This window comes from Pseudomonas sp. KU26590 (assembly GCF_026153515.1).
Taxonomy (GTDB): domain Bacteria; phylum Pseudomonadota; class Gammaproteobacteria; order Pseudomonadales; family Pseudomonadaceae; genus Aquipseudomonas.
Genome location: NZ_CP110644.1, coordinates 4,539,482 through 4,565,642, shown reverse-complemented (window position 1 = coordinate 4,565,642; position 26,161 = coordinate 4,539,482). Strand labels below are relative to the sequence as shown.

Here is a 26,161-nt window from a genome sequence, read left to right as displayed (position 1 = left end):
ACGCGCACCTTATGCGTGCTGAACGCCCGCGCGCTTGAGCAGCTTTTTGCAGCGTTCCGAGAGGTGGACCACGCGCAGGTGTTTGCCCGCTTTGTCATAGCGCTCGCGCAGGGTTTTCAGCGCAGCGATTGCCGAATAGTCCACGAAGATCAGATGCCGGCAATCCAGCGTAACGAGCTGCGGGTCGTTGACGTGATCGAACTGATCGAGGAACGGCGTGGTGGAGGCGAAGAACAGCGTGCCGTGGAGGTGATACATCTTGCTGCCGTCCGGCTCGATATGGCTGTCGGCGTACAGCTCGCGAGCCTGTTGCCAGGCGAAGTTCAGCGCGGCGATGAGGATGCCGAACAGCACGGCGGTGGCCAGGTCGGTGAGGACGGTGACGATGGTCACGGCGATGATCGCGAAGACATCGTTCAGCGGGACTTTACGCAGCACCCGCAGGGAGGCCCAGGCGAAAGTCTGCTGGGCCACCACGAACATCACGCCGACCAGCGCTGCCAGCGGGATGCGCTCGATGAGGGGCGACAGGAACAGCACGAACATCAGAATCATCACCCCGGCGACGATGCCGGACAGACGACCCCGGCCCCCGGAGCTGAGGTTGATCACGGTCTGGCCGATCATCGCGCAGCCGCCCATGCCGCCGCACAGACCGGACGCCAGGTTGGCGACGCCGAGGGCGACGCACTCGCGGTCGGGGTAGCCGCGACTCTCGGTGATTTCGTCGGTGAGGTTCAGGGTCAGCAGGGTTTCCAGCAGACCGACCAGCGCCATGAGGATCGCGTAGGGCGCGATGATGCGCAGGGTGTCCAGATTCCACGGCACGTCCGGCAGCGACAGGCCCGGCAGACCGCCGGCAATGTGCGCCATGTCGCCGAGGGTGCGCGTCGGCAGATCGAACAGGTACACCAGCAAGCCGACGCCGAGGATGGCGACCAGCGCCGGCGGCACCGATCGGGTCAGGCGCGGCAGCAGATACACCACCGCCATGGTCATGGCCACCAGGCCGATCATCAGGTACAGCGGCGTGCCGCTGAGCCAGGTTTCGCCGCTTTTGAAATGCTCCAGCTGCGCCATGGCGATGACGATCGCGAGGCCATTGACGAATCCGAGCATGACCGGGTACGGCACCATCCGCACCAGCTTGCCCAAGCGCAGCAATCCAAACGCGATCATCACGAGCCCGCCCAGCAAAACTGTCGCCAGCAGGTACTGCACGCCGTGCTGCACCACCAGCGCCACGATGACCACCGCCATCGAACCCGCCGCACCCGAGACCATGCCGGGACGGCCGCCGAACAGCGCGGTCAGCGTGCAGATAATGAAGGCGCCGTACAGGCCCATCAGCGGATTGAGGTGCGCGACCAGCGCGAAGGCGATGCACTCCGGCACCAGGGCGAAAGAGGTGGTGAGTCCGGCGAGGACATCGGCGCGAAGACGGGCGGGTTTCATAGCGGTCCTGGAGGGCGGCGTGCAAAAGGAGGGGATGTTACGGAATGTGAACGCAGACGGCCAGTCGGAGGAATGCCGCACCCTGCCGCGTTTCACTCATTCTGCAGGTGTCCTGTCACTGCCGATTGTGTAACGATGTTTGACTCAAACAGCTCGCCGATGCCTGTCACCAAGGCTCGGCACGTCATGAAGGACAGAACACGGATGCTCGCTGCGCTCAGACACTACCCGGCTTCAGTCAATCTCCTGCTTTCGTCGTCGCTTTTTCTGACCCTGGGCAGGGCGATCACTCTGCCGTACCTGGTGATTTACCTGTCTTCGAATTTCGTCTTGAGCATGAGCGACATCGGCATGGTCGTCGGCGGGGCGCTGATTGTCGGCTCGTTGCTGAGCCTGTATGGCGGCTACCTCACCGACAAACTGTCCAGCTATCGGTTGATCCTCAGTTTCACCGGGTTCTTCGTCGCCGGCTTCATCGGCATGTGCGTGACCAGCAAGCTGTGGCTGTTCTTTCTGTTTCTGGTGTCGTTCAATTTCGCGTATTCAGTCATCGATATCGTGGTCAAGGCAGCGTTCGGCAAACTGTTGCCGGTGGCCGATCAGAGCAAAGTGTTTTCGGTGCGCTACACGCTGATCAACATCGGCTATGCCGTCGGGCCGTTCATTGGCGCAGGGCTGGCGCACTGGAACATGAAGCTGCCGTTTGTGATGTCGGCGGCGTTGGGCCTGGGCTTCTTCCTGGTTTACGCGATGTACGGGGACCGCAAGCTGAGTTCGGCGGACCCGGCCAATGCGCCGATTTCCTTCATCGCCGTCGGACGCATCCTGCTCAAGGACTACCGGCTGGTGTGTTTCACCGTCGGCGGCGTGCTCAGCGCGGTGGTGTTCGGGCAGTTCACGGCGTACCTGTCGCAATACCTGGTCACCACCAGCACGCCGGAATTCACCTATCAGGTGATCAGCTCGGTGGTCGCGGTGAACGCCGCGGTGGTGATCTGCTTGCAGTACCTGGTCGGCAAACGCATCAGCCATCAGTACCTGAATCAGTGGCTGACCGCAGGTTTCAGCCTGTTCCTGATGGGCGTGGTCGGATTTGCCCTGTCGACCACGGTGCTGCACTGGTCGCTGGCGGTGGCGGTGTTCACCCTTGGCGAGATCATCGTGTTCCCGGCCGAGTACATGTTCATCGACCGCATCGCACCCACCCATTTGCGCGGCATGTATTACGGCGCGCAGAACCTCTCCAACCTAGGCGGTGCGCTGGGGCCGGTGTTGTGCGGCTTCGCTCTGGCGACCCAGTCGGCGCATTTCATGTTTTATATGCTGGCGGCATTCATCATTGCCGGCGGCTGTTTCTATCTACTGGGCGCCTCGTATTCCAGAAGCCATGACCAAAATTCCACTGCGCAGTGAAGCGTCTCGATGACCGTTCTGTCTCCACTTGAGGCCTGGCAGCAGGCCGTTGATGCTCAGGGTTTTCAGCCGGACGAAGCCCAGCGTACTGCCGCGCTGCACCTGCAGGCGTGCTGGCAGGCGCTGAACGACGGCAAGCGAGGCGGCGCGGTCAAAGGCGTTTATCTGTGGGGCCCGGTGGGGCGCGGCAAGACTTGGCTCATGGACCGTTTTTACGACAGCCTGCAGGTCCCCGCCCGGCGCCAGCATTTTCATCACTTCATGCGTTGGGTGCATCAGCGCCTGTTCCAGCTCACTGGCGTGGCCAAACCGCTGCAGGTGTTGGCCCGGGAGCTGGCCCGGGACGTGCGCGTGCTGTGCTTCGACGAGTTGTTCGTCAACGACATCGGCGATGCGGTGATCCTCGGCGGTCTGGTGCGGGCGATGTTCGACGAGGGCGTGGTGCTGGTGTGCACCTCCAATCAATTGCCCGAACAGTTGTACGCCACGGGTCATAACCGCGAGCGTTTCGTGCCCGCGATCACGGCGATCAACCACTTCATGGAGGTGGTCTCGGTCGACGGGGGAGAGGACCACCGGCTGCATCCCGGTCAGGCGCAGCAGCGTTATTGGGTGAAGGCGCAGACGCAGCCGAGCGCGCTGGTCGAGGTGTTCGAGGCGCTGAGCGGCGGTGAGTCGGTGTCGATTCAGCCGGTGCCGCTGGGGAGGCGCCATGTGCCGGTGGTGCGCAGCAGTCGAACGGTGATCTGGTGCCGGTATGCGGACCTGTGCGAGCAACCGCTGGCGGCCATGGATTTCATCGAGCTGTGCGATCGCTATAAAGCGGTCTTGTTAAGTGAAGTGCCGGCGTTGAGCGCCCCCCAGCGCGAGGGGCGCATTGCCCGTGGTACCGAGGATGGCGTGGAACAGGTCACGGCGGGGGACCGCGAGCTGCCGCAGCTGTCGCCCTACGACGATGGCGTGCGGCGCTTCATCGCCCTGGTCGACGAGTGCTACGACCGCAAGGTGCCGCTGTACATCGAAGCCGCCCTGCCAATGGCCGAGCTGTACACCGAAGGCTATCTGGCGTTCGCGTATCGGCGCACGTTGAGCCGCTTGCAGGAGATGCAGCTGGCACGCTTCGGGCACTGACGCGGCTGACGGGCAGACTTCAACTCACAGGCTGTTGCGTCGCCGCTGGGCCAGCACGTGTTTGGCGCCTTCTCCCACCAGCACCATGACCGCCAGCCAGATGGGCAGGTAGGTCATCCATTCATCGCGGCCGATGGATTCGCCCAGCAGCAGGGCGACGCCGACCAGCAGCACCGGTTCAACGTAGCTCAGCAAGCCGAACACGCTGAACGCCAACAGGCGGCTGGCGCGAATGTAGCTGACCAATGCCGACGCACTGATCGCCCCCAATACCGGAATCAGCACATAGAAGCGTGGGAATTGTTCCACCACTGACGGGTTGCCCTGGCAGATGAACAGCACCGCGACGGGCAGGATCAGCAGCATGTCCCACCACAGCCCGCCGAGGTTGTCGGTCTTGAGCTTGCGCCGCAGCACGAAGTACAGCGGATAACCCAGGCAGACAAGCAGGGTTTCCCAGGAAAAACTGCCCAGGCGCAGCAGCTCGTTGCCCACCCCGACCAGCGCGCAGCAGGCGGCGATTTTCTGCAGGTGCGACAGGTGCTCGCCGTACACCACACGGCCGGTGAGGATCATGGTCAGCGGCAGCAGAAAATACCCCAGTGATACTTCCAGGCTGCGGCCATGCAGCGGCGCCCACATGAACAGCAACAACTGCGCGCCCATCAATGTCGCCGACAGCGCCATGCCCGCCAGCAGGGCAGGCGTCTGGCGCACCCGGACGGCTAGGGCGCGGGCGAGTTTCCAGTCTCCGCTGGAGAGCATGAACAGGGTCACGCAGGGCAGGGTCAGCAGCATGCGCCAACCGAAGATTTCTTCACCGCTCAATGGCGTGAGCAATGAGGTGTAGTAGTACATGACCGCGAACAGGCAGGAGGCCATGACCGATAACGCAACGCCCTTGTACACAGGGGCTCCTTGTTTTCGATGCATCAGGATTGGGGGTGCAGGCATGCTTTTGTCGGCGGGCTCTGACGGCGCGCTTTGATGGCACTTTTTGAGGCGCTTTTTGAGGCATGGCGCACTGCAACGGCGCAGAGTTTATCCGAGGTCGTGCAGTCGGTCCGCAGCAATCTGGTAAACCGCAGGTGGGCTGGCAGTAAACGATGCACGTTTGGCAGAGAACGAGACCGCGCGCCGATTGAGCCGGTCTGCGCCGTCACCCAGACTTCTCTGCAACGCGCCACACCGGCGCGGCCGCTGGAGAGACTTCCCATGACTCAATCAATCGCCGGTATCAAAATCCCCGACAGCGCGCTGGCCCGCGCCACCACCGAGTACATCCGCGAGCAGGAAGATGACCTGTTGTTCAATCATTCACGCCGGGTGTTTTTGTGGGGCGCGCTGACGGGCGAGCGCAAGGGGCTGACTTACGACGCCGAGCAGCTTTACGTCGGGGCGATGTTTCATGATTTGGGTCTGGTGGCGCCGCATCGCAGTGCGGACCTGCGTTTCGAGGTGGATTCTGCCAACGCGGCGCGGGCGTTCATGCAGCCGTTCGGGTTGTCCGAGGGGGATATGGAGCAGGTCTGGTTGTCCATTGCGCTGCACACGACGCCGGGCGTGCCTGAGCATTTGCGGCCGAATGTGGCGCTGGTGACGGCAGGCGTGGAGATGGATGTGCTGGGCATTCATTACGCACAGTTCAGTGATGAGCAGCGCGAGGTGGTGACCCATGCTCACCCGCGCGGTGAGGGGTTCAAGGAATGCCTTCTGTGTGCGTTTGCCAATGGGTTTAGGCATAAGCCCGATACGACGTTTGGTACGGTGAATGTGGATGTGTTGGTGGATGAGGATCCTTCTTTCAAGGCGCTTAATTTTGTGGAGATCATTCGGCAGTCGGCTTGGATTGGGTGATCAAGATCAAGATCAAGATCAAGGGCGTCGGCCTAACGGCCTCGGGTTTCGCCTTCGGCGAGTTACTTGGAAAAGCACCCCAAGTAACCAAGGGTGCCTGCTCTCGGTTTGGCCCGACTTCGTCGGGTTCCCTCACTCCGGTCTCGCTCCGTGGGCCCGCCGCCATCCGCCATCCATGGCGGGGGGCGGCTCTCGCGGCATCCATGCCGCTCGGCCCACGGACCGAGACCTGCGTTCGGCCTGCACCCAAGTCGCGTTCTGCGGTGTCTGGCCTTTCTGTGTATGAAGATCAAGATCAACCGCAGATCAAAAGCTTCCCGGCTGAAGCCGGTCCCACAGAAACCGCGCTCATTTGTGCTGATCGTGCCCACGCTGCGCGTGGGTATGCATCTAAGGACGCTCCGCGTCCATTACCGGCTGAAGCCAGTCCTACAAACACCGCGTTCACCGTAGGACCGGCTTCAGCCGGGAAGCCCTTGATCTGCTTTAAACGCGCTTTTGATCTTCCTACGCAGGAAGTCCAGACGACACCAATCGCGACTTGGGTGCAGGCTGAGCGCAGGGCCCACGGAGCGGGACCGGAGTGAAGGAACCCCGAGGAACGAGGGGCCAAACCAGGAGCAGGCACCCTTGGTTACTTGGGGTGCTTTTCCAAGTAACTCGCCGAAGGCGAAACGATCTGCCGTTAGGCAGATGCTCTGGATCTGGTTTCTAAATCCCGACAACAAAAAAGCCCGCCTGCCGATCTCTCGGCAAGCGGGCTCTTCACTACCTGACGAATCAGTTCAGACCCAATTTCCCGCGCATCTGCGACAGATCTTCAGCCAACGTATTGACCGGACCTGCCAGCGCCTTGCGATCCTGCTCCTTCACCTTATCGTACGTCTCATAGCCACCGTCCTTGGTCTTGTACTTCGCCAGGATCTTGTCCACGGTCGCAAAGTTCTTCTCCACCTTCGCCACGAACGCCTTGTCCGACTGCTCCAGCTGCGGCTTGAACAGATCAACGATCTTCTTCGAACCGTCAACGTTGCCCTGGAAATCATACAGATCGGTGTGGCTGTAACGATCTTCCTCGCCTGACAGCTTCGTCGCCGCCACTTCTTCCATCAGCGCAGCAGCACCGCCCACGACCTTCTCAGGCGGGAAGGTGATGCTGGCGATACGCGACTGCAGTTCTTTCACATCAGCCAACAGCTTGTCCGCGAACACGCCCTGATCCTTGGTGGTGTTCTGCGAAAACAACGCATATTCCAGACGGTGGAAACCGGTGAAATCGTCGGCCTTCACGCCGTTCTCGTGATCGTCCTCGCGGGAGTCGATCGACGCGTCCAGGTCGCTGAACAGCTCGGCAATCGGCTCGATCGACTCATAAGACAGACGCGTAGTCGGGAACAGTTTTTTCGCCGTCGCCAAATCGCCCTTGTTGATCGCGTCGGTGAACTTCTGCGTGTCGGCAGCCAGGGTGTCGACGTTTTCCGTCACGTAGATCTTGTAATCCGAAACCGGCGTGACCAGGTCCAGCGGCGCGGTGGCGGCGAACGCGGACATCGACGTCTGCAACACGCCAAAGGTAAGCAGCAACGCGAGAGGCGACTTTTTCATAGAGCTTTTCCTGTGAGGTAAGGGGTGTCAGGCAGTTTTTGTTGTTTGAGCAGAGGCGGCCAATAGCGACCGGCCAATGAAATCGTTGTTGTCGACCACGCCCGGCAGGGTGAAGAAATACCCGCCGCCAACCGGCTTGAGGTACTCCTCCAGCGGCTCGCCGTTGAGGCGCGTCTGCACGGTAATGAAGCCTTTCTCCAGATCCGCCTGATAGCAGATGAACAGCAGACCCATGTCCAGCTGACCGTTCTTGTTCACGCCGTTCGAGTAGTTGAACGGGCGACGCAGGATCAGGTTGCGCTGGGTCTCGGCCGTACGCGGGTTGGCCAGGCGGATGTGCGCGTCCAGCTTGGTGACCTTGCCCTCGGGGTCGTTCTGGAAATTCGGAATGTCGGCTTCGGTCTTGCCATGCATCGGGGCGCCCGTGGTTTTGACCCGGCCGATGATCGATTCCTGTTCTTGCAGTGGGGTACGGTCCCAGCGCTCGACGAAGTTGCGGATGATGCGCACCGCCTGGTAGCTGCCGTTGGCGGCCCAAGCCGGTTCGTCGCTGCCCGGTTGCACCCAGACCAGCTCGTTCATGGTCTTCTGGTTGTTCGAATCGGGGTTCGCCGAGCCATCGCGGAAACCCAGGAAGTTGCGCGCGCTTTCCGGCGGCTGGCCCGGTTTCAGCGGGGCCTGGGCGGGCACGGTGCCTTCCTGTTTCCAGCGCACCAGCAGCAGGTCCGGCAGGTTTTTCACGATGTCGCGCAGGGCGTGGATGTTGCTGTCCGGGGCGTTCGAGCAGAACTGGATGCTCAAGTCGCCATGGCAGCAATCGGCCTCCAGCGCATCGTTGGGGAAACCGACCATGCGCTGCAGACGCTTGGGCTTGACGGCTTCCAGACCAAAACGATCGTCGAACAGCGATTCACCCACCGACACGGTAATGGTCAGGTTGTCCGGCGTGACCACCGGGCCGAGGATGCCGGAATCCAGCGGTGGCAGTTTCGGGTCGACCTGGGGCACGGGGCCGCCAGTCATCAGAAACGCGATGCGTTCGTTCAAGGTGCGGAACAGGCGTTCGAGGTCTTCGCGATCCTGGGCCAACACGTCGAAGGAGACCATCATCCCGGCGGTAGGGCGCGGGTTGACGATGCCGCTCTGGTGCGGGCCGTGGAACGCGTTGTGGTCCTGGGTCTTTTCGCTTTTCGGTGCTTCAGTGACCTGCGCCGGCGCGGTGGCGGCGAACGCGTTACCGGTCAGGCTGGCACCGGCCACCGCTGCGCCCGCAGCGCCAAGGCCCAGCAGGACGCGGCGACGGTCAGTGGAGATCGGCGCGTTTTTTGAATCGGAATCTTTCATGTGAATGCTGTCTTCGCTCTGGTTTCAAGGCCAGGCGGGCGCATGGGGCGCCCGCCCGGGCACGCTCACAGGCCTGAGAGGCCGAGGGCCGGATCGATTCCATCGAGTGCGTCGGCCAGTGCCTTGGCCTTGTCTGCTACTTGTTTTCGTTGTTCGGTGCTGACCTGGTCGTACGGTTTGAAGCCGTCGGCGGTCTTGAGCATCAGCAACTGGTCATCCAGTGCGGTGCTCGCGGTGTCGATCTTTTTCAGCACGTCGCCGGAAGACTTGGCCAGCAGCGGACGCAGCAGCTCGATGACCTTGCGCGTGCCTTCCAGGTTGGCGGCAAAACCGTTCACGTCGAGGTGGCTGTAGCGTTCTTCTTCGCCGTTGCTGCGCACCTCGGCGATGCTGCGCATGTTGCGCACGACCATGCTCGCCAGTTGTTCCGGGGCGATGCTCTGGGCCAGCAGTTGCTGTTTCAGGCTGGCGATGTCGGTTTGCAGCTTCTGCACGACCGGCGTCAGGCCGTCGACGGATTTCTGCGAGAACAGGCCGAACTCGATGCGGTGGAAGCCGCCGAAGCCCGGGTCCTGCTCGCGTTTTTCGTAGTAATCGGCGCGGGCGTTGATAGCGTTGTCCAGTTCGGACAGACGTTGGGCGGCAGGGGCGATGCGCTGATAAGCAGCGCGGGCCGGTGCGTAGGCTTTTTGTGCCTGGGCCAGATCGCCGCTGTCGATGGCTTGCTGCAGATCATTCACTGCGCGGATCAACGCGCTGCTCTGGGTGCTCAGGTAGACGCGGTATTCGGACAGCGGGCCGATGAAGGCGACCATCGACGGACGCGCTTTGGCGGCGGCATCCGACTCAGCGGTCGGCGTCACGTGCAGGGTGCCGCGCGGGTTGCTTAGCAGGCCGCAGGTGATGGCGTAGTCGCCTGGCTGCAAGTTGGCGTTGATGATCTGGCTCAGGCCAGGAACGATGTTTTCGCGCTCTTCAACCACGAGCACGCCGTCGAGGATTTCCCATTCCACGGCGCGATCCGAGGCGTTGACGATGCGGAAAGCGTTCTTGCCGGCCGGCACAGTGATCGAATTCGGCTCGCAGCTCTTCGCGTTGATGGTCACCACGGTTTCATTGCCGCTGTTGGCGATGCGCTTTTGCTGCGCGGCCTGGGAGGCGAAATAAAACATGGCGCCCGCCGCGATCATCAGAATCACCGAACCTGCAACGGCGAACTGCAAGGCGCGAGATGGCTTGGCTTTCTTGGGAGGAAGGCCGTTGGCAGTGGAGTTCATGAGTGCCCTTATTTGTTCGTAACTGAATTCGTAACGGAAGAAGTGTGACCGTGTTCATGGGCCGGGCGGGTGGGCAGACTCACCACCCGCGCCTGGGGCTTGAAGAACAGGACCAGCGCAAAGACCAGGTAAGCCAGGTACGCCACCAGCACGCTGACGGTCGGCGCATCCTGGTAACCGAACATGCCGGCCAGCACCGAGCCGGTCGGGCCGTCCATCGGCAGGATCGCGCTGATGTCGAAGACCACGTCCTGGAAGTGGTTCCAGACCCCGGCTTCGTGCAGCGAACGCACGGAATTGGACAGAATGCCCGCCGCGACGACGAGGATGAACAGGCCGGTGTAGCGGAAGAACTTGCTCAGGTTCAGACGCATGCTGCCTTTGTAGATGGCGACGCCGATGCACACCGCAATGATCAGACCGAACAGCGCACCCAGCGGACCGGACACGCCTTCGCTCTGCTGGAAAACAGCGAGCAGAAAGAACACGGTTTCGAGGCTTTCACGGGCGACGGCGAAGAACACCATGCCGATCAGCGCGTAGGTCTGGTTTCTCGACCCGGCCAGCGCGGCGTCCAGGGACTGGTGCAGGTCATGTTTGACCGAGCGTGCGACTTTGCGCATCCACACAACCATGGAACTCAGGATCACCACGGCGACGAGGCCTACGATGCCTTCGAACAGTTCCTGCTGCTTTTGCGGAAATTCAGCGCTGACCATCTCCAGGCCACCGCCGACGAACAGCGCCAGCGCGACAGCCAGAAACACGCCGATCCACACCGCGGGCATCCACTCGCCACGGCCGGTCTGTCTCAGGTAACTGGCAATGATGCCAACGATAAGCGCGGCTTCAATCCCTTCGCGCAGCATGATCAAAAAAGGAACGAGCATTTATCACCGATGCAGATCTGGTAGGGTGTGCGACGTGAATGCGTCATGTAGCCATTCGCATTCAGCCATTGTGTAACATAATGATACTCATTATTGAATGGCTGTACTGGTTTTTTTGCAAAACCCTGCTTCTGTTGCAGGGGTTCAGCTGCCGTTCAGGCGCGGGTAATCGCGGGCTGTAATAGCCGGCTTGCTGCGGGCCGCGATCGGACGAACGCGGTGTGTCATTCGCTATCCGTCTCCAAGACGGCCCATTCGCCAGCAAGCCGGCCCCTACGGTAGTTGCGGTGACAGGGCGTCCTTCATGGTTTCGACGAATCGCTGGGCTGCGGGGCTCAGGCTCACACCCGTCCGGGTAATCAGCCCGATCTCCCGACACACCCCGGGATGCTCGACCCGCACCTGCGTCAAATCGCCGCGGCCTTCGTCGGCGGATTCCGGCAGCAACGTCATCCCCAGGCCTTGCCGCACCAGCGCCATGACCGTCGACATGTAGTTCGCTTCCAGCCCCGGCGTCAGCACAAGCCCTTCTTCGGCAAATAACTGTTCCACCCGCTCGCGCACGCTGCTGTCGCGACCGGTGAGGATGATCGGCTGTCCGGCCAGCGCCTGCAGGGTGATCGAGCGCTCCTGTGCCAGCGGATGATCAACGGGTACGAACAGACTGAGCCGGTCGACCATCACCACCTCGAACGCCAGCCCGTGACCCATGCGTGCCCGCACGCCCAGCCCGAAATCCACTTCGCCCTCACGCACCAGCGCATCAATCCGCTGCGCGACCACGTCCCGCAGGCGCACTTCGACGCCGGGGAATTGCTCGCGGAAGGCTTTCAGGATCGGCGGCAGCGTGCCGGAACACATTGAGGGCAGGGCGGCGATGGTCACCACGCCCCGGCGCAGCGCTGCCAGATCCCGCGAGCCGCTGACGATGTTGTCCAGGTCCAGCAGCAGTTTCTCCATGGGCCCGCGATTGTTCTGGCCGGCAGCGGTCAGGCTGACCTGGCGCGGGCTGCGCGCAAGCAACGCGACGCCGAGCCATTCCTCCAGTTGTTGGACCTGCACCGTCAGGGCAGACGGCGACAGGTTCAGTTCCAGCGCCGCCTTGGCAAAGCTGCCCGTGTTGGCGACCGTCAGAAAGGCGCGGATGTGCTGGATCGAGTTCTTCATGGCTGTTTTCCCATTGCTCGCTTCACCCACTGATTCGGTTTTTCCGAACGCAGAGCGCCGAACATTTCAATTTACAAAGCTTACCCCCGTTTCGATACTCGCTGAAAACAACAACAGCTCGTCCCGCCGCCCGCCGGTCAGGGATGACGAAGGATCAAACCATGCTCGCCACCCTCGGTGTCATTACCATCCTCTGCCTGCTCGCTGCCGTCATGAGCAAGCGCCTCTCGCCCCTGGTCGCCCTGATTGCCCTGCCCATCATCGCCGCGCTGATCGGCGGATTCGGTCTGCAAACCAGCGGCTTCATCATCACCGGCATCAAAAACGTCGCCCCGGTGGTCGGCATGTTCGTGTTCGCCATCCTGTTCTTCGGGGTAATGACCGACGCCGGCATGCTCGACCCGATCATCGACCGCATCCTGCGCACCGTGGGCACGCGTCCTACGCGGATTGTCGTCGGCACTGCCCTCTTGGCGTTGCTGGTGCACCTCGACGGCTCCGGTGCGGTGACCTTTCTGGTGACGATCCCGGCGATGCTGCCGCTGTACACACGGCTGGGCATCGACCGGAGGATTCTGGCCTGCGTCGCGGCGATGGCGGCGGGGGTGAATTTCCTGCCGTGGACCGGGCCGGTGCTGCGCTCGTCTGCGGCCTTGCATGTGCCGGTGTCCGACCTGTTCCAGCCGCTGATTCCGGTGCAGATCGTTGGCCTGGTGTTTGTCTTCTTCTGCGCCTGGATGCTCGGGCGGCGTGAGGAAAAGCGCCTGGGGCTGGGCCGCTTTCAAACCACGGCCGAGCACATCGATGTGGTGCCGCAGCGGGTGCTGACCGAGCAGGAAGCGGTGCTGCGTCGGCCGCGTCTGTTCTGGCTCAACCTGCTGCTGACCATCGCCGTCATGGGGATAATGATCTCCGGCTGGGTCGACCCGGTGGTGATGTTCATGGTTGGTACGGTGCTGGCGCTGTGCATCAACTACCCCAACGTCGACGCCCAGCGCGCGCGCATCGATGCCCACGCCAAGACCGCCCTGACCATGGCCAGCATTCTTCTGGCGGCGGGGGTGTTCACGGGGATCATGCAGGGCACCGGCATGCTCAAGGCCATGGCCGAAGTGGCTGTGGCGCAGATCCCGGCCGGCCACGGCAAGCTGATTCCGATGGTGGTGGGCTTCCTGTCGATGCCGCTGAGCCTGTTGTTCGACCCCGATTCCTTCTACTTCGGCGTGATGCCGGTGATTGCTGAAGTCGGCCGCTCCCTGGGCGTCGATCCTCTTCAGGTGGCCCAGGCGTCGCTGTTGGGCGTGCACACCACCGGCTTCCCGGTCAGCCCGTTGACGCCGGCGACCTTCCTGCTGGTCGGGCTGTGCAAGGTCGAGCTGGCCGACCACCAGCGCTTTACCATTCCGTTTCTGTTTGCCGCATCGGTGCTGATGACCCTGACCGCACTGTTGCTGGGAGTGTTTTAAATGAAGACATTACGTATCGGCTCTGGCGCCGGTTATTCCGGTGATCGCATTGAGCCTGCGGTCGAACTGGCCGAGAAGGGCGAGCTGGATTACCTGGTTTTCGAGTGCCTCGCCGAGCGCACCATTGCCCTGGCGCAGCAGGCCCGGCTCAGCGATCCGGAGGCCGGTTTCGACCCGTTGCTGAGCGAGCGCATGCGTCGCGTGCTGCCGTTCTTGGGGCGCGGGCGCGAAGCGGGGCAGCGTCGGCTGCGGCTGATCAGCAACATGGGCGCGGCCAATCCGTTGGCGGCCGCGCGGGAAGTGCGGCGCATCGCTGTTGAACTGGGGCTGCATGGGCTGAAGGTCGCAGCGGTGACCGGGGATGACGTGCTTACTGTTTTAAAGGCGAGCCCTGAACAGGTGCTGGATAACGGCGCGACGATTGCTTCACTAGGCGACCGGTTGATCTCGGCGAATGCTTATTTAGGCGCGCAGGGAATTGTCGAGGCGCTGGAGGCCGATGCCGATGTGGTGATCACCGGTCGGGTTGCTGATCCGTCGTTGTTTCTCGCCCCGCAGCTCTTTGAGTTCGGCTGGGCAGCAGACGACTGGACGCGGCTGGGACGCGGCACCTTGATCGGCCACTTGCTGGAATGCGCCGGGCAGATCACCGGCGGCTACTTTGCTGATCCGGGGGTCAAGGAGGTGCCGAATCTGGCGCGCCTCGGGTTCCCCCTGGCTGAAGTCGACGCCGAGGGCAGGGCGGTGATCAGCAAGGTCGACGGCTCCGGCGGGCGCATCGATACGGCGACCTGCACCGAGCAGATGATTTATGAAGTGCATGATCCTGCGGCGTACCTCACCCCTGACGTGACGGCGGATTTTTCCGGCGTGTCGTTCCATCCAGTCGCCACCAACGAAGTGCGGGCGGAAGGCGCCGATGGCCGCGCGCGTCCGCAGACGCTCAAGGTCTCGGTCGGTTATCTCGACGGCTGGATCGGCGAAGGGCAGATTTCCTACGGCGGCCCCGGCGCCCTAGCCCGGGCGCAATTGGCGCGGGACGTGGTCCTGGAGCGTTTGCAGCTGACCGGCGTGGTCTTCGATGACGTCCGTGCCGAGCTGATCGGCGTGGACGCGTTGCACGGTGGGGCGCTGGGATCGCGGGCAGCGGCCGAGCCGTGGGAAGTGCGCCTGCGGGTCGCCGCGCGCTGTGCAGACAAGGCCGAGGCCGTGCGCATCGGCAATGAAGTCGAAACTCTGTACACCAACGGACCTTATGGCGGCGGCGGCGCAACCAAGGGCGTGCGCCAGGTGGTGGCGGTGGCGTCGCTGCTGATGCCGCGGGATGCCATCAAGGCGCAGGTTCATCTGGAGGACGCATCGTGAGCACCATGAAATTGCGCGAACTGGCCCATTCCCGAACCGGTGACAAAGGCGACACCTCGAACATTTCGGTTATCGCCTTCAAGCCCGAAGACTACCCGCGATTGCTGCAGGCGCTGACGGTCGAGCGGGTGGCTGAGCATTTCGCCGAACTGCTGGGGGACGATGCCTCGCGGGTGCTTCGGTATGAACTGCCGAAGGTGGGTGCGCTGAATTTTGTGCTGCCGGGCATTCTGAAGGGCGGCGTCACACGATCACTCGCCCTCGATGCCCACGGCAAAGCGCTGGGGGCGGCGTTGCTGGATCTTGAGGTTTGAAATCTTGTTTTGCGGTGTGGCGCCTGACGCTTTCCCGGCTGAAGCCGGTCCTACGGGATGCGCGGTGTGCCAATGGTCCCGGCGCGAACCGCAATTTTTGTAGGACCGGCTTTAGCCGGGAAGAGGCCATTGATCACGGCGCATTGGGCGGATGGACCCACAATCAATGAACGGCGGTCGACGCGATAGCTCGGTTGGATGAAATCAAACTGTAGGAGCGCGCTTGCCCGCGAAGGCGGTGTGTCAGGCAATGGATTCGTTACAGGCAGTACGCGTTCGCGGGCAAGCGCGCTCATGCAGGGTTTTGCATTTCGACGCGGACTTTTGTCACTTCTGATTCAGCAAAAACACCACATACCCGCGAAACCACGGGCTGTCCTGCAAATACCGGGGCGCTTGCCATTCGCCGGCCTGCACCAGACCGATCCTGAACGGCAGGCCCATCCGGCTGATGCGTGGCAGGTAAGCGGCGTAGTCGGGGATGCTGTGGCGTCCCTGGTAGGTCTGCACCACCACTTCATCGACCACGCCTTTCAACGCGCCGATCGCCTGCGAATCCGCGTTGCTGCTCCAGTCCATCAACCCGGTGATGCTCAGCTTCACCTCAGGCGGCAGGCGCTGGCGCAGGTCCTTGAGAAACACCACGTAGTCCTGCAGATAACGGGTGCGCGCATCGAAATCGATCTGCACGCCGGCAACCGCCGTGCCCGTGTCCCGCCAGCGTTGCACCTGGCCCAGTAGCTGTCTGTAAACCGGCTCGGGCCAGCGCAGGGTGTGGGCGCGGTAGACGATCCACACCTCCCGCTGGGGCAAACGCGTCACGCTCATCCCTTGGGCTATCAGCACTGCCGTTTGCCGATCACGACGGGTTGCGCTGATCTGGCCCTGCAACACGTACAGGGTCTTCGCGCGATCCAGCACCGGCTGCGTTGCCACGCCGCTCCACAACCAGAAGGCATCATGCTCGCGGGCGTCCACCGCTGCCGAGGTGGTGCCGCTGCTCAAGCCTGTAATGAGCAAACCGATCAATCCGCCGGCAAGCCCCCGCCAGCGAAACAGCGTGCTCATCACCAGTAATACTGCAGCGATTTGCCCCAGCTGGTGGCGCCGTAGGCGGTTTTCAGTTGCTTGAACCAGCCCTTGCGCACCGCCGGCGCGACGTCCTTGCCGCCGCAGCTGTTGTAGCCGGCGGGCGCGTAGCAGTTGATCGCCCGGAACAGGGCGTAGGCCTTGTCGTCCCGCGCGGCCTTGCTGTCGGCGATAACGGTCTGATAGCCGTTCAGCCGCGAGAACACCGCGCCTTTGAAGCCGGGTTCGCTGCTGCCCAGATCACCCGCGTCGGGCTTCTGATCCAGCGGCATCCCGTCCAGGCCGTTGCGCAGGATGAACTCACCCAGGCAGTTCAGGCCTTTCGGGTCCTTGTCATTGGCCTGCAACTGGGCGGCGATCTCGCCGATGCTCGGGCAGGCGTAACCCGACTCGGCCTTGGCGCCGTTCCAGTGGAACAACGATAGCGTCTGGCCGGCGCCGTAGACATAACCCAGGCTGGTGCCGAGTTTAGTGTCCGCAGGCGTGTCCGGCAGGGCTTTCAAGTCATCGGCGAACGCGGCGTACTGGCTGTGCCGCAGCTCCTTATAGAGCAGGACGAACTGCGCGGTGGCCTTCTCGACGTCGCTGATGCCCTGACCGATCTGCTGGCGCAGCAGCGGCGCATCGGCCACTTTGCCCAGCAGAATCAGCCGCAACTGGGCGGACTGGATCGGCGAATCACTGGCGAACACTTTGGCCAGTTGCCCGCTGCGCTCGTAGTTCATTGCCAGCGCCAGTTCCAGTTGTTCGCGCTGCAAAGGTTGTTGCGCCAGCGGCAGCAGTTTCAGCCACAGCGTCTGGGCGGCAGGCATATCGTTGCCCGCTTCCAGGGCCAGGCCGCGCAAGGTCTGCTGACTGAAGGCCAGATAATCCATTTTTTCGGGGACGTCTTTGGGCAGACGCTTTAGCGCTTCGGCAGGATTGTTGTCGACGTAGAACGCGAAGGCCGCCTGCAAATAGTCGAACATCGCCGGCTGCTGAGCGAACAGCGCTTGTTGCGCATCGAGCTGTTCACGGGTCAGTGGGTTCGGCAGGTGCGGCCGCATGATCATCAGGTCATGGGTCGCGGTGATCAACGGCGATGGTGTGGCGTTGGTCAGGGCGGTCAGCAGCTTGTTGTCGGCTTCCTGAATCAAGGATTCCGGCGAGGCAGACGCGCGGGCTTCGCCGGCTTGCGTCAGTTGCCAGGTGTAATCGGCAGCCAGTTTGTCGGTGTCCCCTGCCAGCCAATGGACCCGGCGCAGCAACCCGGTGGCGGAGCGGCTGTAGCGGCCGTCGGGGTAAGCGCTGAGGTAATGCTCGATGGCTTGACCGACGCTGGCATAAGCGGCGCGATCGTGGTCTTCCTTGAGGCTGCCGTATTCGTCGAACGCATCCTGTTGCGCGGCGTTGAGCCGGGTGCGGGCGACCATGTACAGCGCCGTTTCCTTAAGCCACGGCTGGGTGCTGTCGGCGAGGCCGGTGAATCCGTTTTCAGCGTCGCTGAAGCGCCCGCTGTAGAAGTCCGATGCCGCGCGAAGGTAAGCGACGAAGGCTTTGGCTTCGGACGACTGAACATCGGTCGGCAACAGGCTGGCCTGCTTGTCCGCCTCCCAGGTGCACGCCTCCAGCAGTTGCAGGCGGGCACGGGCCAGGGATTGGCGCTCGGCGGCGGACAACCCTTCGGTGTCGAGCAACTGGCCGATGAAATCAGCGGCGCTCTCATCGCGGTTGCTGCGGCAGCGGCTGCCTTCGCCCTGCAGGAAGGCCTGGCCCGCGGTGTCGTTACTGTCGCGACTGAGGCCGAGTTTGCCCAGCAGGTCAGCCATGGCGGCGGCGCCCGACTCTTCGCTTTCGTCGCCCTCGATCTCCTCATTCGCCAACCTGAACGCCGCAAATGGCACCAGGCCGTAGCCTTCGGACTGCTCCTGCTCGGTCAGCGCGTTGGGCTTGAGCGTCAGCGACTTCTGATCGGCCAGCAGCAGACGCAGGTTGACCCGACTGTCGTTGCCGGGCGTGAGGAAGGGCAGGTTGTTGCAGACGTCCAGCGAATCGCGCAGCAGCGACCAGTTGGGGTAGCAGGAGTCATCACTGCTGGCCTGGGCCTGGCCGCCGAGGGTTGCGCCGACGATCAAAGCAAGAGGAGTCAGGGAGCGGATACGCATGAACAATCCTTGATTTCGCTACGTAAGAAGAGGGGAGCGCGCGGCGAATGATACAGGGTGTTTCGCCTGATCCACTGAGGGCAACTGGCGCCTGGATAAAAAATTATTTTCAGATTCATGTGAGGTAAACCCCGTCGGCATCCGTGTAGTGAGAATCAGATGCGTTTCGTAACGGGCGCATCGCTTCTCGACGCCTCAGGTTCTTGCTTCCATGACAGCTCAATCCGGTTTTCGCGTGCCCGCTTTTCCCGTGCTTCGTCCTGCATCGTTGTTGGGCATGTGCTCAGCCACGGCGCTGTTGTGCTCGCTGGGCATGAGCCCCGTTGCCTGGGCTGAAGAAATGCAGCTGGACGCGGTCAACATCGACGCCACGTCCCAGCCAGAGGTCAGCGAAACCGAGCACAGCCGCGACAGCTATCAGGCGCGAAAGGCCACCGTGGCCACGCGCACCGAAGCGCCGCTGGTGGAAGTGCCGCAGAGCGTCAACGTGGTCACCAACCGGGTCATCGAAGACCGCCAGCCGTCCAGCCTGGACGAGGCGATCAATGCGGTCAGCGGCGTCAAGCAGGGCAACACCCTGGGCGGCACCCAGGACGCGATCCAGAAGCGCGGCTTCGGCACCAACCGCGACAATTCGATCATGCGCGACGGCATGCAATCGGTGCGGGCGCGTAACTTTACCCCGACCACTGAGCGCATCGAAGTGCTCAAGGGCCCGGCGTCGATGCTCTACGGCGTGCAGGACCCGGGCGGCGTGATCAACGTGGTGACAAAGAAACCGGAGTTGGTCGAGGCCCGTTCCATTTCTGCGTTCGGCAGCAGCTTTGGCGGCGGCGGCGAGCAGATCGACCTGACCGGCCCGGTCGGCACCAACGGCCTGGCCTACCGGGTGATCGCCGACAAGCAGAACTACGATTACTGGCGCAATTTCGGCAGCATCGATCAGTCGGTCATCGCGCCGTCGCTGGCCTGGTACGGCGACGACACGACGGTGTCGGTGGCCTACGAGCACATGGAATATTCGGTGCCCTTCGACCGTGGCACGCAGATCAACCCCAAGACCGGCAAGGTCCTGGACATCCCGCGCAGCCGGCGTCTGGACGAGCCGTTCAACGTCACCACCGGGCGCTCCGACTCCCTCGACCTGCGCATGGACCATCGCCTCAACGACACCTGGACCCTGCGCACTGGCTACGCCTACAGCCGCAATTACTACAACGACTACCAGTCGCGCTTCATTTCGGCCAACTACAACACCGGCGCCGTCACCCGTCGCGGTGACGCCACCCGCGATGCGGTGCAGTTCGCCCACACCGCCACCGTCAGCGCGCTCGGCAATCTGTACTGGGGCGATGTGCGCCACGAAGTGCTGATCGGCGCCGATTACATGAAGAACGACCGGGACCTGGGCGACCTGTACCGCAGTACCAACAAGGTCGACTTCAATTACAACGCGCCGGTGTATGGCGTCACTCAGCAACCGACTACGGTCAATGCCGCCCAGAGCGACCAGACCGATCACCTGCGCACCCACGCGTTCTTCGTTCAGGACGCCATGCACTTGGGTGAGAAGTGGATTCTGCAGACCGGCCTGCGCTATGACGCCTTCGACGAGCTGACCGGCAAGGGCCGGCCGTTCGTAGTCGGTGCAGATGTAAAGGACAGCAAAGTCGTGCCCCGCGTCGGGCTGGTGTACCTGATCCAGCCGGACTGGTCGGTGTACGGCAGCTACACCGAGTCGTTCCGCCCGAACACGTCGATTGCTTCGCCGATCGGCGACCTGCCGCCGGAGGAGGGCAAGGCTTACGAAATCGGCACCAAGTTCCAGAACGACGCGATCACCGCGACAGTGGCGCTGTTCAACATCAACAAGCAGAACGTGCAGACCAGCGAAGCGTGCGGCACCGAGACCTGCACGCGAGTGTCCGGCGAGGTGCGCTCGCGCGGGCTGGAAGCGGACATCACCGGGCAGTTGAACGAGTTCTGGAGCGTGACCGGCAGCTACGCGTACACCGACACGAAAGTGCTGGAGGACCCGATCCTCAAGGGCGAGCCGCTGGATGGTGTGTCGAAGCACACTGGTGCGGTGTACCTGACCCGTGACTTCGGCCACGTTGGCGTGGGTGATCTGCGCGCGGGTGCCGGTGCGCGGTTTGCCAGCCGTTGGGGTGTGAACGATGGCGCGGGGAAGGAGTATTACCTGCCGTCGTCGAAAGTCGCCGATGCGTTTGTGGCTTATAAGGTGAAGCTGGACGAGCGGGATGTGACGCTGCAGTTGAATCTGAAGAATGTATTCGACGAGAAGTACTACACCTCGGCGAGTGGGCTGGGATCGCCGGCTATTTCGATCGGTGAGCCGCGGCAGTTGGTGGCACGGGTGAAGCTGGATTTTTGATTTTTCAAGATCAAGATCAAGATCAAGGGCGTCGGCCTAACGGCCTCGGGTTTCGCCTTCGGCGAGTTACTTGGAAAAGCACCCCAAGTAACCAAGGGTGCTTGCTCTCGGTTGGGCCCTTCCTTCGTCAGGGTTCCTTCACTCCGGTCTCGCTCCGTGGGCCCGCGCCGAACGGACATCCATGTCCTGACGGCGCTCTCGCCGCATCCATGCGGCTCGGCCCACTGCGCGAGACCTGCGTTCAGCCTGCACCCAAGTCGCGATGGGTGTCGTCTGGACTTTTTGCGTAGGAAGATCAAAAGCGTAGAGCAGATCAACGGCTTCCCGGCTGAAGCCGGTCCTACGAAGTGTACGCAGTGCTTTTATATGACCGGCTGTAGCAGGGAACAGGCCATTCCCATTGACGGCACTCGTTGCTTTTAGTGGGACCGGCTTTAGCCGGGAAGAGGCCCGTTCAGACGGTGACATTCGATCGTTCCCTCGCTGTGCGTGGTAACGCCGCCCCGGGCGCTTTGCGTCCAGCGGACGACGGGCATTCAGGCGAGGGGGAGTGACGCGGAGCGTCACAGGATGCATCCCCACGCGGAGCGTGGGGACGATCACAGTCCCACGTATTTGCAATCGCCGCTGATTCCGGGCCGTGCCGAGATCCACTGTAATTGGATGGACTCGCCCAGGCCGAGGCGTCAATGCGCCACGGTGGCAGTCTAAACAGCCAACGACAGCGAGGGCGAGTCCATGAAAAAGCATACGACGGTTAATCGGTCTCTGTCTTCATCCGATCTCCCGGCATGCACCACCGTGGCGATTGATCTTGCCAAGCGGGTCTTTCAGATCGCTGGTGAAGATGCCTTGGGCCAGGTGCTCTATGAGGAGCGGATCAAGTCACGAGAAGCCTTCTACGCATTTTTGTGCAATCTCGAACCGCACGTTGTCGTTCTCATGGAAACCGGTCCGGGCGCTCAAGCCTGGGCGCGGCAGCTGCAAGATCAGGGCAATCTGGCACGAATTCTTCCAGCCGGGCGCGTCGCTGATCATCGCAGCGGCGCCAAGAATGATCGCAACGATGCGCTCGCAATATTGCGCGCGGGCCGCGACAGCAGAGTCTCGGCGGTGCCCATCAAAAGTGCCTGCTCTCGGTTGGGCCCTTCCTTCGTCAGGGTTCCTTCACTCCGGTCCCGCTCCGTGGGCCCGCCGCCATCCGCCATCCATGGCGGGGGGCGGCTCTCGCGGCATCCGTGCCGTTCGGCCCACTGCGCGAGACCTGCGTTCAGCCTGCACCCAAGTCGCGCTTGGTGGTGACTGGGCTTTTCGCGTAGGAAGATCAAAAGCGTAGAGCAGATCAACAGCTTCCCGGCTGAAGCCGGTCCCACAGACGGAACGCGGTGTTTTGTAGGACCGGCTTTAGCCGGGAACAGGCCCGTTCAGACGCTGACATTCGATCGTTCCCACGCTCCGCGTGGTAACGCCGCCCCGGACGCTCGGCGCCCAACGGACGACGCGCATTCAGGCTCGTGGGATTGACGCGGAGCGTCACAGGATGCATCCCCACGCAGAGCGTGGGGACGATCACAAGCGGGTAGACAGTGGAGGCGAGTCCATACATAGATATCGTCTTGAAGTCCCGACTGCAACCCCAGCAGCGCGTTAGCGCTGCTGCTTTCAGGCAGGCACGAAGGTACCTCCGCAGCTCACACGGCAGCGACAACCTGGCCATCCAAGTCCTAGTCGATCAGCCTTCAAGCGGCCAAAGCAATTCCAGGGTCGAATGGCTTGTTGCTCTTAAGCACGCCATAGATCAGGTGCAACATCTTGCGCATCACTGCACAGATAACTTGCTTGGGAGCCTTTCCGTTCGCCTTCAATCTCTTGGCGAACTCGCTCAGCACCTCATTGTGTTGAATTCCTACGATCGCGGGCATGTAAAGGCCGCCCCTGAGCCGCGACGAGCCGGTTCGGCTAATGCGGGTTGCACCCACGTAACCTCCAGAACGGTCCTGTCTGGGCGACAATCCAGCGAAGGCAGAGAGCTTTTTCGGTCCCTCGTAATCCAGAGGGTCTCCCAGTTCCGCGAGGATCAGCGCGGCAGTTTTCTCGCCTATGCCATCAATGGAGGTCATCAACTCGCTCTTGCCGCGCAGGTCAGGATCATCGTCGATGTGCTGCTTGATCGCTTTTTCGGTTTCGGTGATTTCTTCCGAGACATGAGCAATCACCGATTCGATCGACGTTACGACGTTCGGGCTGGCAACTTCCAGGCGGTTTTTCTCCATCTGACGGATCTCGTTGAGATCTTCCAGACGGCGGACCAACGCCCTCAGACGGCGCCGCGACTGTGGCTCAGGCACCCAAAGCCTTAGCTTGCGATGCTTCTGCATGGCGAAATCGGAGATGAGTTTGGCATCAGTCTTGTCAGTCTTGTTGCGTGACAACTCCGACTTGGCATGAGCGGCGGTGGTGGCTGGGTTCGCGATATGAAGCCGATATCCCTTTTGAAAAAGGAAATCTGCCAGCGCTTCGTGGTAGTTACCCGTGGCCTCAATGACAATCAGCGCATCCGCGGTGGCATGCTTCTGGAGCCAGGACTCGAACTCGGCAAATCCCTTGGCATCATTGCTCAACTTGCCCTTGGTGCGGTGTTTGCCATTGTCCAACGGCGTTGCAACATCAAAAGTATTCTTGGCCATGTCAACGCCAACGAATGCAGACATGCTGTTCTCCTTTTCAACTGAAGATCAATCATCGCGTCACTCGGCTTCGACCTTGTAAATGCGAGCTCACAACGTGGCTCTAGATATCGTACGAGCTCAATGAGTGAGGTTGGAAAGGCGGAGAATGGATCTACTTCGCAGGCTATAACGCCACTAGGAGCCGGTCGTCTTCACGCCTTTCCCTCGATGATCAGTCGAGAACTTTACCTTCTGAGAAGACAAAGTCGAGATACAAGGAGCCGGCTTGCTGGCGAACGTGGTAGGTCCGAGCCGAACGCATCGACTGACGAAACCGGTTCGCCAGCAAGCCGGATCCTACACATCCTTGATCTTCAATGACCCCGTTGTTATCCGCGCAGGTAGCTTCAAATGCGCACACAACCCACCCCCTTCGCGGTTGGTCAGGCTCAACGTGCCGCCCAGTGCAATCGTCAATTGCTGCGCGATCGCCAGCCCCAGTCCGGTACCTCCGGTGTCGCGGTTGCGTGAGCTTTCGACGCGGTAGAACGGCTTGATCACTTCCGACAATTCCCCTTCGGCAATCCCCGGCCCGCGGTCCAGCACGTGCAGCGACAGGCTCTGGTCGGCGTGGGTCTGCACGTGAATCTCCGCCGCGCCGGCAAATTTCAACGCGTTGTCGGTCAGGTTCACCAGCACCCGGCGCAGGGCGTGGGGGCGGGTGTCGATGACGGCGCCGGTCTTGCCGTTCAATTGCACGTCGCGGCCGACGTCCTGATAGTCGAACACAAGGCTGTCGAGGAATGAATCCATGTCCACGCGTCGTGCTGTCTCGGTTGAGGTGTCCATGCTGCGCGCATAGGCCACGCCTTCCTGGACCAGGTGCTGCATCTCGCTCAGGTCGCTCCACAACTTGTCCTTCTCGACGCCATCGTCCATGAACTCGGCGCGTAGCTTCATGCGGGTGATCGGGGTTTGCAGGTCGTGGGAGATCGCCGCCAGCAGTTGCATGCGCTCTTTCACGTAGGTCGAAATCCGTTGCTGCATGGTGTTGAACGCCACGGCGGCGAAGGCCACTTCGGTCGGGCCGCTTTCATCCAGGCGAATGCCTTCGCCGTTCGGGTCGAGGTTGTCGACGGCGTGGGACAGTCGCGTTAGCGGGCGAATCGCTGTGCGTACGGCCAGCCAGGTGCAGACAAACAGCAGCACGAGTTGGCCGATCAACAGCAGCGGCAGCCAGGGTGACAGCGGGGTGACCCGCGGGTGCATGTCAATCGTCAGCGGGCTCCCGTCTTTCAACGTCAGGTGCGCCTGATAGTGCAGTCGGGTGTCTGGGATGTCCGTAAAAGTCAGCGCGTAATCACGGCCAAGGCTGCGCTGCATGGAATGCACGGACATCGGCGCGTTGCTCATGTTCATCGGCGCGCCGGTCTCTCCGGCACCCAGGACGTAATGACAATTGGAGCTCTCAAAGCGCGGCAGCCAGGCTTGACGCTCGTCGGCTGGCAAGCGTTCCAGAACGGCCACGGCGTTACTCAAGTCCCGTTCCAGATTACCCAGCATCAGCGTCATGGCGCTCTGGTAGCGCTCATAGAATTGCAGGCCGAACGACAGCCCGTGGGCCAGCACCAGGCTGATCAGGAAAATCAACGAAAGCCGTGACGCCAGGGTGCGCGGCCATCCGAAGCTCAGCTTCATGGGCTGTCCCCGAGAATTTCCACGGCGTAGGTGAATACGTAACCCTCGTTACGCACGGTCTTGATGTAGGCCGGGTCGCGGGCGTCGTCGGCCAGGCGCTGACGCAGACGGCTAACCAGCAAGTCGATGGAGCGGTCAAACAGATCGGCGTCACGGCCCTGGGTCAGGTTCAGCAATTGATCGCGGCTCAAGACCCGTTGCGGGTGATCGAGTAAGGTGCGCAGCAGGCGGTATTCCGCGCCGCTGAGAGTAACAACCGTGCCTTGGGCGTCGAGCAAGTGGCGGGCGGTGGTGTCCAGCTTCCATTTGCCGAAGGCCAGCAAACGACCGGCTTCGGTGACGATCAGGTTCGGCGGCAGCATGCGGGTGCGGCGCAGCACGGCGTTAATTCGTGCCAGCAATTCCCGGGCAGCAAAGGGTTTAACCAGATAATCGTCGGCGCCCATTTCCAGGCCGATGATGCGGTCGGTTTCGTCACTGCGGGCGGTGAGCATCAGCACGGGGGTGGTCTTGTGCTTGCCGGTGCGCAGCTCGCGGCACAGCTGCAGGCCGTCGTCGCCCGGCATCATGATGTCGAGCACGATCAGGTCGACAGGCGTCGATTCCAGAAACGAACGCATCTGCCTGCCGTCCGCCACCACGGTGGTGCGCAGGCCGTTCTTTTTCAGGTAGTTGCCGACCAGCTCTCGAATCTCGCGATCGTCATCGACAATCAGAATGTGATCGACGTGCTCCATTGCCGCAGCTCCCGTATTCATGTGTGTGGCGCATCTTAACCAGTCGCGCGTGACTTGCCTGCGGGCGTTTGTATTCCACTGTATCTGGCGCTGCCGGGCATACATGCGCATGCAAAAGGCGGGTTTTTCAGCGCGAATGTATCGC

19 protein-coding genes and 1 pseudogene are annotated in these 26,161 nt (G+C 62.0%); 8 read left to right on the top strand and 12 right to left on the bottom strand.

The features are described 5' to 3' along the window. Positions 1-9: 9 nt before the first annotated feature. Complete coding sequence (locus OKW98_RS20295) at positions 10-1,455, bottom strand: SulP family inorganic anion transporter (RefSeq protein WP_265386379.1); 1,446 nt, start codon at positions 1,453-1,455, stop codon at positions 10-12. A gap of 204 nt (positions 1,456-1,659) precedes the next feature. On the opposite strand from OKW98_RS20295, the gene OKW98_RS20290 reads away from it, so the two are divergent. Continuing rightward, positions 1,660-2,868, top strand: a complete 1,209-nt coding sequence (locus OKW98_RS20290) for an MFS transporter (protein ID WP_265389794.1) — start codon at positions 1,660-1,662, stop codon at positions 2,866-2,868. Positions 2,869-2,877: 9 nt separating this feature from the next. After that, complete coding sequence (gene zapE, locus OKW98_RS20285; RefSeq protein WP_265386378.1) at positions 2,878-3,999, top strand: cell division protein ZapE; 1,122 nt, start codon at positions 2,878-2,880, stop codon at positions 3,997-3,999. Positions 4,000-4,023: 24 nt separating this feature from the next. On the opposite strand, the gene rarD is transcribed toward zapE, so the two are convergent. Then, positions 4,024-4,908 (bottom strand): EamA family transporter RarD, encoded by an 885-nt coding sequence (gene rarD / locus OKW98_RS20280; RefSeq protein WP_265386377.1) that lies wholly within the window; start codon positions 4,906-4,908, stop codon positions 4,024-4,026. Between the two features lie 306 nt (positions 4,909-5,214). On the opposite strand from rarD, the gene OKW98_RS20275 reads away from it, so the two are divergent. Beyond that, positions 5,215-5,856, top strand: coding sequence for an HD domain-containing protein (locus OKW98_RS20275; RefSeq protein WP_265389793.1), 642 nt, complete (start codon positions 5,215-5,217; stop codon positions 5,854-5,856). Positions 5,857-6,636: 780 nt separating this feature from the next. Here the strand turns inward: OKW98_RS20275 and efeO (OKW98_RS20270) are convergent. The 5 genes from efeO (OKW98_RS20270) to OKW98_RS20250 form a co-directional block, all read right to left on the bottom strand. Continuing rightward, entirely contained in the window at positions 6,637-7,461 is an 825-nt protein-coding gene (efeO, locus tag OKW98_RS20270) for an iron uptake system protein EfeO (protein ID WP_265386376.1), read from the bottom strand. A gap of 27 nt (positions 7,462-7,488) precedes the next feature. Continuing rightward, a complete protein-coding gene (efeB, locus tag OKW98_RS20265; protein WP_265386375.1) occupies positions 7,489-8,805 on the bottom strand; it encodes an iron uptake transporter deferrochelatase/peroxidase subunit in 1,317 nt (438 codons plus the stop codon). A gap of 65 nt (positions 8,806-8,870) precedes the next feature. Beyond that, entirely contained in the window at positions 8,871-10,082 is a 1,212-nt protein-coding gene (efeO, locus tag OKW98_RS20260; RefSeq protein WP_265386374.1) for an iron uptake system protein EfeO, read from the bottom strand. 8 nt (positions 10,083-10,090) lie between these two features. Further along, entirely contained in the window at positions 10,091-10,972 is an 882-nt protein-coding gene (gene efeU, locus OKW98_RS20255) for an iron uptake transporter permease EfeU (RefSeq protein ID WP_265386373.1), read from the bottom strand. Positions 10,973-11,245: 273 nt separating this feature from the next. After that, entirely contained in the window at positions 11,246-12,139 is an 894-nt protein-coding gene (locus tag OKW98_RS20250) for a LysR family transcriptional regulator (protein WP_265386372.1), read from the bottom strand. A 143-nt stretch (positions 12,140-12,282) separates the two neighbouring features. Here OKW98_RS20250 and OKW98_RS20245 point away from each other — a divergent pair, with 143 nt between their 5' ends. The 3 genes from OKW98_RS20245 to OKW98_RS20235 are packed head-to-tail and all read left to right on the top strand — an operon-like array spanning position 12,283 to position 15,284. Continuing rightward, a complete protein-coding gene (locus OKW98_RS20245; RefSeq protein ID WP_416147455.1) occupies positions 12,283-13,605 on the top strand; it encodes a CitMHS family transporter in 1,323 nt (440 codons plus the stop codon). Then, on the top strand, positions 13,606-14,970 hold the full coding sequence (locus OKW98_RS20240) for an acyclic terpene utilization AtuA family protein (protein ID WP_265386370.1): 1,365 nt from the start codon (positions 13,606-13,608) through the stop codon (positions 14,968-14,970). Next, on the top strand, positions 14,967-15,284 hold the full coding sequence (locus OKW98_RS20235) for a hypothetical protein (protein ID WP_265386369.1): 318 nt from the start codon (positions 14,967-14,969) through the stop codon (positions 15,282-15,284). The genes OKW98_RS20240 and OKW98_RS20235 overlap by 4 nt, the downstream gene beginning before the upstream one ends. Before the next feature lie 327 nt (positions 15,285-15,611). Here the strand turns inward: OKW98_RS20235 and OKW98_RS20230 are convergent, their stop codons facing one another. Both OKW98_RS20230 and OKW98_RS20225 read right to left on the bottom strand, forming a co-directional pair. Then, positions 15,612-16,352 (bottom strand): DUF3142 domain-containing protein, encoded by a 741-nt coding sequence (locus tag OKW98_RS20230; protein WP_265386368.1) that lies wholly within the window; start codon positions 16,350-16,352, stop codon positions 15,612-15,614. Next, complete coding sequence (locus OKW98_RS20225) at positions 16,352-18,517, bottom strand: outer membrane assembly lipoprotein YfiO (protein ID WP_265386367.1); 2,166 nt, start codon at positions 18,515-18,517, stop codon at positions 16,352-16,354. Before OKW98_RS20225 ends, OKW98_RS20230 begins: the two co-directional genes overlap by 1 nt. A gap of 268 nt (positions 18,518-18,785) precedes the next feature. Between OKW98_RS20225 and OKW98_RS20220 the strand changes: the two genes are divergently transcribed. Together OKW98_RS20220 and OKW98_RS20215 are read left to right on the top strand one after the other, a co-directional pair. Then, the gene (locus tag OKW98_RS20220) at positions 18,786-20,912 is read left to right on the top strand and encodes a TonB-dependent siderophore receptor (protein WP_265389792.1); all 2,127 of its coding nucleotides are present in this window, start codon (positions 18,786-18,788) and stop codon (positions 20,910-20,912) included. 738 nt (positions 20,913-21,650) lie between these two features. After that, positions 21,651-22,040, top strand: a pseudogene (locus OKW98_RS20215) (IS110 family transposase); the annotation flags it as partial. 611 nt (positions 22,041-22,651) lie between these two features. Here the strand turns inward: OKW98_RS20215 and OKW98_RS20210 are convergent. The 3 genes from OKW98_RS20210 to OKW98_RS20200 form a co-directional block, all read right to left on the bottom strand. Next, complete coding sequence (locus OKW98_RS20210) at positions 22,652-23,623, bottom strand: transposase (protein ID WP_265386366.1); 972 nt, start codon at positions 23,621-23,623, stop codon at positions 22,652-22,654. Positions 23,624-23,938: 315 nt separating this feature from the next. Beyond that, positions 23,939-25,279 (bottom strand): ATP-binding protein, encoded by a 1,341-nt coding sequence (locus OKW98_RS20205; protein ID WP_265386365.1) that lies wholly within the window; start codon positions 25,277-25,279, stop codon positions 23,939-23,941. Beyond that, positions 25,276-26,016, bottom strand: coding sequence for a response regulator (locus tag OKW98_RS20200; RefSeq protein WP_265386364.1), 741 nt, complete (start codon positions 26,014-26,016; stop codon positions 25,276-25,278). Before OKW98_RS20200 ends, OKW98_RS20205 begins: the two co-directional genes overlap by 4 nt. Positions 26,017-26,161: the final 145 nt, after the last annotated feature.